This is a genomic window from Xanthomonas sp. NCPPB 1325, from assembly GCF_041477645.2.
In the GTDB taxonomy this organism is placed as follows: Bacteria; Pseudomonadota; Gammaproteobacteria; order Xanthomonadales; family Xanthomonadaceae; genus Xanthomonas; species Xanthomonas cannabis.
In genome coordinates this window covers 3,948,256-3,960,026 of sequence record NZ_CM192985.1, presented here as the reverse complement: position 1 = coordinate 3,960,026, position 11,771 = coordinate 3,948,256, and the positions used below count along the sequence as shown (strand labels likewise).

Below are 11,771 nucleotides of genomic sequence, written 5' to 3'. Positions count from 1 at the left end.
GACACCTCCGGACAGCGGTCTGGTGGTCACGCGAGGTCTGCATGCGCGGAGCCTGGGTGCTCATGCAGCGGCCTCGACCGATTCCAGCGTGACGATGCTGACTGATTCGCAGTCGTAGACCTTTTCCAGTTGCAGGCGCAGCGTTTCCGGTGGACGGCTGCTGTCCACGTCCAGTTGCAGATGCCAGCGGCCGGCATCGTCCAGCGCCGCAGCGCCCTGGATGGCGCACGGGCGGAAGCCGCGGCGCTCGGTCATGCCGATCACCCGCACCAGTGCGCCTTCGGCCGGCTTCAGCACCAGATCAAGCCGGTAACGCATGTGTCGTCTCCTTGGCCGCGTGTGCGGGGTTGCTGTCCAGCATGGTGCTGTTGGCGTTGTTGGGCGGCACCAGCGGCCACACGTTGGCACGCGCATCGATGGCCACATGCAGCAGGCCTGGGCCCGGTTGCGCCAGCAGGTCGGCCAGTGCGGCATCCACATCGCCGCGCGCGATAATGCGCTTGGCCGGGATGCCGAATACCTGCGCCAGGGCCGCGAAATCCGGGTTGTCGGACAGATCGATCTCGCTGTAGCGCTCGGCAAAGAACAGCTCCTGCCACTGCCGCACCATGCCCAGCGAACTGTTATCCAGCAGCACGATCTTCACCGGCAGCTTGCAGCGCGCGATGGTCACCAGCTCCTGCACGTTCATCATGAAACTGCCATCGCCGGAGACCAGCACCACGGTGCGGTCGGGGCAGGCGAACTGCGCGCCCATCGCCGCCGGCAGACCGAAGCCCATGGTGCCCAGCGCGCCGCTGGTGAGGTGATTGCGCGGATCGTTGAAGCGGCAATGCTGGGCCACCCACATCTGATGCTGGCCGACATCGCAGGCGATGATGGTGTCGGCCGGCGCCACTTCGCTCAAGCGCTTCAGCAGCGCCGGCGCATAGATATCGGTGCCGGGCGCGTCGTAGCGCGCGCCGAATTTTTCGCGGTTGGCAAAGCAGCGCGTGCGCCAGGCCTGGCAGTTGCCACGCGCCGCACTCAATGCTTTCAGACTCGTTGCCACATCGCCGGGCACCGCGATATCGGCGGTGCGCAGCTTGGAGATTTCATACGCGTCGGCATCCAGATGGATGACACGCGCAAACGGGGCGAACTCGCTCAGCTTGCCGGTGGCACGGTCGTCGAACCGTGCGCCCACCACCACCAGCAGGTCGCATTCCTGGATGGCCATATTGGCCGCACGGGTGCCGTGCATGCCCAGCATGCCCAGGTAATCCGGATGCGCATGCGGCAATGCGCCCAGGCCGCGCAAGGTCAGCGCGGTCGGGATGCCGGTGGCTTCGACAAAGCGCCGGAATGCCTCAACTGCGCCCGCCAATGCAATTCCGCCACCGCCATACACCACCGGGCGCTCGGCACCGGCGATCGCCGCCAGTGCATCGGCCAGTTTGGCGTCCGCAGGTGCCGGCGGCGGCAACACGGCCGCTGGCACGTGCTCAGGCAGGTGCGACGCATCGGCAATCTGCACGTCCTTGGGCAGATCGATCAACACCGGGCCCGGGCGACCCTCGCGCGCAATGCGAAATGCCTCGCGCACCATCTCCGGAAGATCCTCCACACGCCGCACCAGGAAGCTGTGCTTGACGATCGGCATGGTCATGCCGAACACGTCCAGCTCCTGGAACGCGTCGGTGCCCAGCAAGGGCGTGGCGACCTGGCCGGTCAGGCACACCATCGGCACCGAATCGAGCATGGCGTCGGCAATGCCGGTGACCAGGTTGGACGCGCCCGGGCCGGAGGTGGCCACGCACACGCCGACCCGGCCGCTGGCACGGGCGTAGCCGTTGGCGGCGAGGGCGGCGCCTTGTTCGTGGCGCACCAGGATGTGCTTGAGCCTGGAATCCACCAGGGCGTCGTAGAACGGCATGATGGTGCCGCCCGGATAGCCGAACAGCGTTTCCACGCCTTCGGCTTCCAGGGCCTGCGTCAGCCAGCGCGCGCCGTTGCGGGGCGTGCTGTGTGCGGAGGTGTTCATGCGTTGCGGACCTTCGGTGTTAAGCGGTGGGGGATGCGGCGGCGTTATGCCGCCTGTTGATTCGCAGGTGCGGCGGCGGCCTGCTGTTCGCCGTTGAGCCACACCATCTTGGCGCGCAGCTTCTTGCCCACTTCTTCGATCGGGTGCTCCAGATCGGCCTGCTTGAACTTGCTGTAGTTCGGCAGGCCGGCTTCGTACTCGGCCACCCAGTTCTTGGTGAAGGTGCCGTTCTGGATGTCGGTTAGCACGTCCTTCATGCGCGCCTTGGTGCTGGCATCAATCACCCGCGGGCCGCTGACATAGTCGCCGTATTGGGCGGTTTCGGACACGAATTCCAGCATGCGGGTGATGCCGCCTTCGTAGAACAGGTCCACGATCAACTTCAATTCGTGCAGCACTTCGTAGTACGCGATTTCCGGCTGGTAGCCGGCTTCCACCAATACTTCGAAACCGGCCTGCACCAGCGACGAGGCGCCGCCGCACAGCACCGCCTGCTCGCCGAACAGATCGGTTTCGGTCTCTTCCTTGAAGGTGGTCTTGATGATATTGGCGCGCGCGCCGCCCAGGCCGCCGGCATAGGTCAGCGCGAACTGCTCGGCCTTGCCGCTGGTGTCCTGGTACACCGCATAGATGCACGGCACGCCGCGGCCGATCTCATATTCGCGACGCACCAGCGCGCCCGGGCCCTTGGGCGCGACCAGCACCACGTCCAGATCGGCGCGCGGTTTGATCATGTCGAAATGCACGTTCAGGCCATGCGCGAACAACAGGCAGGCGCCCTGCTTCATGTTGGGGGCGATGACCTCCTCGTAGAGCTTCTTCTGCACCATGTCCGGGGTCAGGATGGCGACCAGGTCGGCGCTCTTGACCGCCTCGGTGGGGGCCACGACGGTGAAGCCGTCGGCCTGCGCCTTGGATTCGGTCGGGCCCCCGGCACGCAGGCCGACGGTGACGTCGAAGCCGGAATCGCGCAGGTTCAGCGCATGCGCGCGGCCCTGGCTGCCGTAGCCGATGATCGCGATTTTCGGTTGGGTGTCGTTGCTCATGAAGGTGTCCTTGCGGGGTTGGCAGTGGAGATGGGCAGTGGAAAGAGATCAGCCGGCAGTGCAGACACTGGCCGGCTGAGCAAAGCGGGGATGAGCGACGCCGCCGCACATGCAGACGCAGGCAGCAGCGCCGGTGCGGGCATTGCTGGAAGACGTTCTGGCGATGGTGGTGATGTCGTTCATGTCATTCGAAACTTTTGGTGATCCCTGAAACGCGAAACCCCGCGCCGTTGCCGGTGCGGGGTCTGATCGAAGCCTTGTGTGTTTGTTGCCTACACGAAGTCTCGTCCCGCACCGGTTGGCGAGGTAATAAGTACGAGCACGAGAAGCGACGCTGCCGGCACGCCGAAGGGCGCGGGCATCGGAGCGTTCGAGGTGGTGTGGCGGTGCGGCATGGGCCTGAGATAACCACCGCGGCCGGTGAGGTGTCAACCCTTGCGGCTGAAACATCCGCATTCATGCGGCCGGCGATGCGCCAGGCCGCATGACAGCAGCATGGTTGCGGCTGAAACCGGATTGCACGTGTACCGGAATCGCCAACGGACATCACCAACTGCGCGGTTTTTCCGTGTGCGATGGCATCGAACGAGCGCCGCGACAGAGGCCGCTGGTATGGTGAGCCCTTCATCTGTCGTGTCATGGGGAGCTGTTGATCATGCGTCGCGTACCTGTCTTGCTGGTGTCTGCCCTGGCGCTACTCGCGCCGCCTCTCGGCGCCGCCGACCGGATCACCGGGCAGCCCTTCGCCACCCGCTCGGAAGTCATTGCGCCGCATGCCATGGCGGCGACCTCGCAACCGCTGGCGACCCAGATCGCCCTGGACGTGATGAAGAACGGCGGCTCGGCGGTCGACGCGGCGATCGCGGCCAATGCGGCGCTGGGCCTGATGGAACCCACCGGCAACGGGGTGGGCGGGGATCTATTCGCGATCGTGTGGGACCCCAAGACCAGCAAGCTTTACGGTTACAACGGTTCGGGCCGCTCGCCCAAGTCGCTGACCCTGGCCGAGTTCCAGCGTCGCGGCCTGAAGGACATTCCGCCCACCGGCCCGCTGCCGGTCTCGGTGCCGGGCGCGGTGGACGGCTGGTTCGCGCTGCATGAGCGCTTCGGGCGCAAGTCGATGGCGCAAAACCTGGCACCGGCGATTCGTTACGCGCGCGAAGGCCATCCGGTGGCCGAAACCATTGCCTATTACTGGGACCGTTCGGTACCGCGCCTGTCGCAATACCCCGGCTTCAAGGAGCAGTTCACCATCGACGGCCACGCCCCGCGCAAGGGCGAGCTGTGGAAGAACCCGAACCTGGCCAATACGCTGCAGCAGATCGCCGACGGCGGCCGCGATGCGTTCTACAAGGGCGAGATCGCGCGCACCATCGGTGCCTACTTCAAGGCCAATGGCGGCTACCTGAGCTACGAAGACATGGCCAGCCATCAGGGCGAGTGGGTGGAGCCGGTCAGCACCAACTATCGCGGCTACGACGTCTGGGAGCTGCCGCCCAACAGCCAGGGCATCGCCGCGCTGCAGATGCTCAACATCCTGGAAGCCTACGATTTTTCCAAGATCCCGTTCGGCTCGGCCGAGCATGTGCACCTGTTCACCGAGGCCAAGAAGCTGGCGTTTGCCGACCGTGCGCGCTTCTACGCCGACCCGGCCTTCCAGCCCGCACCGCTGGCCAGGCTGGTGTCCAAGGACTACGCGGCCCAGCGCCGCGCGCTGATCTCCATGGACAAGGCGCTCAAGGAAGTACAGCCGGGCACACCCAAGCAACTGGAAGAGGGCGACACCATCTACATGACCGTGGCCGATGCCGACGGCATGATGGTGTCGCTGATCCAGTCCAACTACCGCGGCATGGGCAGCGGCATGGCGCCGCCGGGGCTGGGCTTCATCCTGCAGGACCGCGGCGAGATGTTCGTGCTGAAGAAGGATCACCCCAACGGCTACGCACCGGGCAAGCGGCCGTTCCAGACCATCATCCCGGCCTTCGTCACCAAGGACGGCAAGCCGTGGCTGAGCTTCGGCGTGATGGGCGGTGCGATGCAGCCGCAGGGCCATGTGCAGATCGTGATGAACCTGGTGGACTTCCACATGAATCTGCAGGAAGCCGGCGATGCGCCGCGCATCCAGCATGAAGGCTCCACCGAGCCGACCGGCCAGGCCACGGCGATGAGCGATGGTGGCGAGGTCAATCTGGAGACCGGCTTCTCCTACGACACCATCCGTGCGTTGATGCGCAAGGGCCACCGGGTGATCTTTGCCGATGGCCCGTATGGCGGCTATCAGGCGATCGCCCGCGACCCTGCCAGCGGGGTGTACTACGGTGCCTCGGAAAGCCGCAAGGATGGGCAGGCCGCCGGATATTGAGCGGGCTGGCGCGGTGCCGCGCGCGACTCAACTCCAGGCCCGGCGCGCCGCTAATGCTATCGATGGATTAGGAGTCCCCATGAGCTCGATGCAATCGCCTGACCCGCCGTCGCAGACACAGGCGGCCCAGCTTCCCGATGCGCCGGTGGCCCTGCTGCGGCTTTCGGCCGAAGCCTGTCTGGTGGCGTGCAACCGCGCCGGCCTGGACGTACTGGGCAAGACCGCCGGCGAATTGCAGGGCGCGCCGGCATCGGTGCTGTGGGGATTGAGCGCAGCCGATCTGGTCGGCGAAGAGGGTGTCTGGGCGGCACCGGGCGACGATCCGGCGCGGCGCGTGCGCTACGTGCGCGAGCGCGCGCACGGCGGCTGGATGCTGTCGCTGCCGCATGTGGAAACCGCAATCCTGCTGCGCGAAGCCACCCGCCTGGCCGACGACAGCCGCCCGGTGCCGATTTCGCCGCTATTGCAGCCGTTGGTGGCGCGCCTGCAGGCCGAGCATGAAGACCGTACGGTGCTGGAGCGCACCGCGCAGGCGCTGGCCGGCTGCGAACTGGAGTTGCTGTTGCCGCCCGGTCTGGCGGAGACCGAGATGGGACGCCGGCTGCAGGCCGGCTTCGGCAACCTGGCCGAAGCGATCCGGCAGGCTGTGGCGCTGTCGGTGCAGATCGCCGCTGAAGTGCCGCCGCTGGTAGCCGAAAACGACGACATGGTGCGCCAGTCGCAAGCGCAGACCGAAGCGCTGGACGGGGCGCGCATGGCGGTGGAACGGCTCTCGTCCAGCCTGCACGACGTCAATGCCGAGCTGGGGCAGGTGATCGCGCTGGCGGCCAGTGCCGATGACAGTGCGCGGCAGGGCGTGGCGGCGGCGCACGCGCTGGGTCAGGCCATGCAGCAAGTGGAGCGTCGGGCCGCGCGCGCCGGCGAGGTCATCGAGGTCATCGATTCGGTGGCGTTCCAGACCAACATCCTGTCGATCAATGCCAGCATCGAAGCGGCGCATGCCGGCGATGCCGGGCGCGGCTTTGCGGTGGTCGCCACCGAAATCCGCCGCCTGGCAGAGCGCGCCGCAGCGGCGGCACGCGACGTGCGCGCCATCCTCGCCGAAACCAGCGCCGCCGTAGGCGAGGGCGCGGCCTCTGCGCGCGGCACCGAAGCGGTGCTCGACGGCATCACCCGCGTGCTTGGGCAGGCCAGCAGCGCGATGACCACGGTGGCCGGGCGCATCCAGGCACAGGACGGCGAGATCCGCGGCATCGAGCGCGCCGTGGATGGCGTGGTGGCCCTGGGCCGCAGCAATCTGCAGCACGCCGCGCATGTGGCCGAACGCAGCGAAGCGCTGGAGCGCGGCACCGAAATCCTGCGCGACTGCGTGGGGTTGTTCCGGTTGCCGCCGGACCCGCTACAGGTGCCCAGGCACGCGCGGGTCAAGGAACTGGCGGTCGCCACGGCCGGCAAGATCGGCAGCGCCCTGGCGCAAGCCATTGCGCGCGGTCAGATCGACGAAGCGGCGTTGTTCGCGCGCACCTATACCCCGATCGCCGGTGTCGAGCCGCCCAAGTTCACTACCGACTTCGACGCGCTCTGCGATCAGGTGTTGCCGCCGTTGCAGGAGCCGCTGCTGGATGCGCACCCGTGGATCGTGTTTGCCATCTGCGCCAATCCCGACGGCTACGTGCCCACCCACAACCTGCGCTTCACCCAAGCGCTGACCGGCGATGCCAAGCGCGACCTGGTCGGCAACCGCACCAAGCGCAAGTTCACCGACCGCGTCGGCCGCAGCGTCGGCGCACACACCGACCCGTACCGCTTGCAGGTCTACCGCCGCGACACCGGTCAGATCATGTTCGACCTGTCGGCCCCGATCTTCGTCGATCGCAAGCACTGGGGCGGCCTGCGGGTGGGTTACACGCTGGAGTGACCGACGCTGCGCTTACTGCGGCGCGGCAGGTACCGGACCGCTCGCAGATGCAGTTGCCGCGCTGCCCAGCTGTTTGGCAAGGAATTGTTCAAGCGTGCGGTAGAACGCAATCTGATTGGCCTCCTTGTAAAACCCGTGGCCTTCCTTGGGCACGGACACCCACTGCGGCGCATTGCCGCTGCGTGTCAGCGCAGCACGCAGGCTCTTGGCCTGCGCGAATGGCGCGCGCTCGTCCTCTTCGCCATGCACCAGCAGTACCGGTGCCTTGATTCGATCGGCCAATGAGACAGGCGAGTGCGCAGCAAGGTCGGCAGCGTCGCGACCGATGACGCGTTCCAGATAATTGACGCCGTAATCGCTCTGATTGATGTCGCCCTTGCTGTACATCATCTGCAGGTCGTAGATGCCGGCCACGCCAACCGCGCAGCGAAACAGCTCGGGTGCCTTCACCTGCACCATCATTGCCGCGTACGCGCCAAAACTGGCTCCGTAGCTGCAGATGCGCGCCGGATCGGCCAGGCCCTGCGCGATCGCCCAGCGCACGCCATCGACCAGATCGTCCTGGATCCGTTCACCCCACTGGCGGTAGCCGGCGCGCTCGAAGGTGTTGCCGCGCCCCAGGCCGCCTCGGTAATTGACCTGCAGTACCAGATAACCGCGGCTGGCGAGGAATTGCGCATCGGTATCGAACGCCCAACCGTCTCCGTCGGCATGCGGGCCACCGTGCGGGAGCAGGATCATCGGAGCCGGCGCGCCCTGGCCGGCCGTGGCCGGAACGGTCAGTACGCCATCGAGTGTCAGCCCATCACGGGCCTGGAACCGCACCATGCGCCGTTCGCCCATCAGCGTTGACGGCAGGGCGCGCCGGGCCTTGATGACCAGCTTGAGCGTATTGGTCGGGCGATTGAAGATGTACCAGGCGCCGGCATCGCGGTCGCTGTAGGCCTTGAGCAGCAGGGTGCTGCCATCCTCGGTGAAATTGATGAGATCCACGTACTGCCCCGCCAGCGTCTCGCTGAGGCTGCGATGCAGCTGTGCCTGGGACGTGTCCTGCGCGAAGTAGCGCAGCGTGGGTCGGCCCGGTCCAAGCCGCGCGGCGAACGGTGCAAATGGCGTTGGTCCCCACTGCAGATCATCCACGTCGTAGAACGGATCGGACGCCAGCACGCTGCGCTGCTGACCATCCTGGTCGCTGGATATCAAAGACGACGGGCCGCCGCCTTCGCTGTACCAGCCATAGATGCGCCCGGGCTGGTCGGCAAACGCCACCGGACGCCAGTTGGCCTGGATGTGGGTCAGTGGCGTCCAGCTGTTTGCGGTACGGCGAAACAGCAGTGAGTTGCCCTGGTCATCGGTGCCGTATGCGTACTGCGCCACGCCTTCATTGTCGAGCACGAAGCGCAGGCGCGGGACATCGATGTCGGCCATCAACCGATGGGTCGTGGTGTTCGCATCCACGTCGTAGAGCATCGAATGGCGCGAATCCAGCGACAGGCGGCGCATGTAGAAATGGCCATTGCGACGGCTCGGCAACCCTTCGATATAGCCGAAACCACGCTCCAGTCCGGCATTGCGGGTGCTTTGCTGGTAGCCGTACACATAGCGCTGGTTGCTGCCATCCAGGTCGGTGGCAATGATTTCGCCCATCGGCATCGGCTCTTCCAGCGAGCCGAGCTTACGGCCCTTGCCAATGACCAGACGCCGATCGCTGACCCAGGCGATACGCACCGGCAATTCGTAGCGCGGCAGACGCAGCATGGTAGTGGATTGCATGTCCGCGATCCGGTAGACCACTAGGGCGTAACTGCCCTCCCCGAGATCTGCACTCACCGCAAGATGCTTGCCGTCCGGAGACATCGAGGGGGACGAGATCGGCCCGGATTCGACGAACGCCTCTGCGGGCGGCGGCTCCGCCATTGCGGCGCAGGTCATTGATCCCAGCAGCATTGCCGCCAGCAAGGCACTCCATTGCATTCTGCGCATCGTGTCTTCCGTTCCCCTGTTTCACAAGAAGATAACGAAGCGGGATGGCGGGTGACAAGAGGGCGCAAAAGAAAGCCGCCGGAGGCCGGCGGCAAGGGAGAGAGAGCGGGTTTCTGGTTGTTGTGCTGACACGCTAGCCAGCTAGGGTGCCAATCGAATGTCGCCGCATGTCAGTCATTCGGCCCGTTCATTGAGTGGTTTCGACCATAAGGCGGGATGCTGCAAAAGCCTGCGTCTACAACCCGACGATGTGGTTTAATCGCCGCCGAAGTGGGGGTACCGCAGCGCGCTGCGGTTGAGATAGTCCCTTCGAACCTGATCCGGCTCATACCGGCGTAGGGAAGCTTCGTTAGATGCGAGGGTCCGTGCCTGCACGGGCACCTGAGTGTTGAGCGCCGCCGCTTCGTCCGCACTGCGACTCCTTCGCAGGGCCAGCACACAGGACGAATGCCATGAATGCCGCGCCCACCGTTTTGCAGCAACAAGCCCAGTCGTTGTCCCAGGCTGTCACCCAGCCGATTCCCGGGTCCCGCAAGATCTTCGTGCAGGGCTCGCGCGCGGATCTGCAGGTGCCGATGCGCGAGATTGCGTTGACGCGCACGCCCACGTTGTTCGGTGGCGAAGACAATGCGCCGCTCAGCGTCTACGACACCTCCGGGCCCTACACCGACCCACAGGCGGCCATCGATCTGGCTGCCGGTCTGGCACCGCTGCGCACGCAGTGGATTGCCGAGCGCGGCGATACTGTGGCGCTGGATGGATTGAGTTCCAGCTTCGGGCGCGGACGCGAGCACGATGCGCGGCTGGATGCGGTGCGTTTCCCGGCGCGTCGTCTGCCGCGCGTGGCCCGGGAAGGCGCCAACGTCACCCAGATGCATTACGCACGGCGCGGCATCATCACGCCGGAGATGGAGTTCGTGGCGATCCGTGAAAATCAGCGGTTGGAGGCGGTGACCGATGCGATCTTGCGCAAGCAGCATCCCGGCGAGTCGTTCGGTGCGGCGATCCAGCAGCGCATCACGCCGGAATTCGTGCGTGACGAGATTGCACGCGGCCGCGCGATTCTGCCCAACAACATCAATCATCCGGAAAGCGAACCGATGATCATCGGTCGCAATTTCCTGACCAAGATCAACGCCAACATCGGCAACAGCGCGGTGTCTTCGGGCATCGCCGAAGAAGTGGAAAAACTGGTGTGGTCGATCCGCTGGGGCGGCGACACGGTGATGGACCTGTCCACCGGCAAGTACATCCACGAAACGCGCGAGTGGATCATCCGCAATTCGCCGGTGCCGATCGGCACGGTGCCGATCTACCAGGCGCTGGAAAAAGTGGACGGGCGTGCCGAAGCGCTCACCTGGGAGATTTTCCGCGACACCTTGATCGAGCAGGCCGAGCAAGGCGTGGATTACTTCACCATCCATGCCGGTGTGCTGTTGCGCTACGTGCCGCTTACCGCAAAACGCGTCACCGGTATTGTCTCGCGTGGTGGCTCGATCATGGCCAAGTGGTGTCTGGCGCATCACAAGGAGAATTTTCTCTACACGCACTTCGAGGACATCTGCCAGATCATGAAGGCCTACGACGTGGCGTTTTCGCTGGGCGATGGCCTGCGCCCGGGTTGTATTGCCGATGCCAACGATGCGGCGCAATTCGGCGAGCTGGAGACGTTGGGCGAGTTGACCAGGCTCGCCTGGCAGCACGACGTGCAGACCATGATCGAAGGCCCGGGCCATGTGCCGATGCAGTTGATCAAGGAAAACATGGACAAGCAGCTGCGCGAGTGCGGCGAGGCGCCGTTCTACACCCTGGGGCCGTTGACCACTGATATCGCGCCCGGTTACGACCACATCACCAGCGCGATTGGCGCGGCGATGATCGGCTGGTTCGGCACGGCGATGCTCTGCTACGTCACGCCGAAGGAGCACCTGGGTCTGCCCAACCGGCAGGACGTGCGCGACGGCATCATGGCCTACAAGATCGCCGCACACGCGGCCGACCTCGCCAAGGGACATCCCGGGGCGCAGGTGCGCGACAACGCCCTGAGCAAGGCGCGTTTCGAATTCCGTTGGGACGACCAGTTCCATCTCGGGCTGGATCCGGAAAAGGCCAGGGAGTTTCACGACGAAACCCTGCCCAAGGACGCGCACAAGCTGGCGCACTTCTGCTCGATGTGCGGGCCGCACTTCTGTTCCATGAAGATCACCCAGGACGTACGCGACTACGCGGCCGAGCACGGCATGGGCGCCGAGCGTGCGTTGTCGGCCGGCATGGAAGAAAAGGCGTCGCAGTTCCTGGCGCAGGGCGCACAGGTGTATCGCGCGTCCTGATGGCGCCAGGCGCCAGCCGCCTAGCTCGTGCGACGAGGTCGCTTAGCAGGAATTCAGGTTTTCGCGCGCAGATCGCATCGTGGTGCGCAAGTGCCATGGTGCGATC

General features: G+C 65.5%; 9 protein-coding genes and 1 riboswitch. Of the genes, 4 read left to right on the top strand and 5 right to left on the bottom strand.

The window, feature by feature from the left end; genetic code table 11:
• Positions 1-60: 60 nt before the first annotated feature.
• The 4 genes from ACCQ10_RS16720 to ACCQ10_RS16705 are packed head-to-tail and all read right to left on the bottom strand — an operon-like array spanning position 61 to position 3,252.
• Positions 61-318 (bottom strand): ACT domain-containing protein, encoded by a 258-nt coding sequence (locus tag ACCQ10_RS16720; RefSeq protein WP_372361329.1) that lies wholly within the window; start codon positions 316-318, stop codon positions 61-63.
• Positions 302-2,023, bottom strand: coding sequence for an acetolactate synthase 2 catalytic subunit (ilvG, locus tag ACCQ10_RS16715; protein WP_047696939.1), 1,722 nt, complete (start codon positions 2,021-2,023; stop codon positions 302-304). The genes ACCQ10_RS16720 and ilvG overlap by 17 nt, the downstream gene beginning before the upstream one ends.
• Before the next feature lie 44 nt (positions 2,024-2,067).
• Positions 2,068-3,069: a ketol-acid reductoisomerase gene (ilvC, locus tag ACCQ10_RS16710; RefSeq protein ID WP_039407273.1), complete on the bottom strand. Its 1,002-nt coding sequence runs from the start codon at positions 3,067-3,069 to the stop codon at positions 2,068-2,070.
• A 48-nt stretch (positions 3,070-3,117) separates the two neighbouring features.
• Positions 3,118-3,252, bottom strand: coding sequence for a hypothetical protein (locus ACCQ10_RS16705; RefSeq protein WP_266103827.1), 135 nt, complete (start codon positions 3,250-3,252; stop codon positions 3,118-3,120).
• A 472-nt stretch (positions 3,253-3,724) separates the two neighbouring features.
• Here ACCQ10_RS16705 and ggt point away from each other — a divergent pair, with 472 nt between their 5' ends.
• Together ggt and ACCQ10_RS16695 are read left to right on the top strand one after the other, a co-directional pair.
• Entirely contained in the window at positions 3,725-5,434 is a 1,710-nt protein-coding gene (gene ggt, locus ACCQ10_RS16700; protein ID WP_372361328.1) for a gamma-glutamyltransferase, read from the top strand.
• 79 nt (positions 5,435-5,513) lie between these two features.
• Entirely contained in the window at positions 5,514-7,352 is a 1,839-nt protein-coding gene (locus tag ACCQ10_RS16695; protein WP_372361327.1) for a methyl-accepting chemotaxis protein, read from the top strand.
• 12 nt (positions 7,353-7,364) lie between these two features.
• Here the strand turns inward: ACCQ10_RS16695 and ACCQ10_RS16690 are convergent, their stop codons facing one another.
• Positions 7,365-9,284: an alpha/beta hydrolase family protein gene (locus tag ACCQ10_RS16690; RefSeq protein ID WP_372363155.1), complete on the bottom strand. Its 1,920-nt coding sequence runs from the start codon at positions 9,282-9,284 to the stop codon at positions 7,365-7,367.
• Here ACCQ10_RS16690 and ACCQ10_RS16685 point away from each other — a divergent pair.
• Positions 9,193-9,390: a hypothetical protein gene (locus tag ACCQ10_RS16685; RefSeq protein WP_372363197.1), complete on the top strand. Its 198-nt coding sequence runs from the start codon at positions 9,193-9,195 to the stop codon at positions 9,388-9,390. The two genes, ACCQ10_RS16690 and ACCQ10_RS16685, sit on opposite strands and share 92 nt — an antisense overlap.
• 207 nt (positions 9,391-9,597) lie before the next feature.
• Positions 9,598-9,695, top strand: a riboswitch (TPP riboswitch).
• Positions 9,696-9,787: 92 nt separating this feature from the next.
• Positions 9,788-11,665, top strand: coding sequence for a phosphomethylpyrimidine synthase ThiC (thiC, locus tag ACCQ10_RS16680; protein ID WP_372361326.1), 1,878 nt, complete (start codon positions 9,788-9,790; stop codon positions 11,663-11,665).
• The last annotated feature ends 106 nt before the right edge of the window (positions 11,666-11,771 follow it).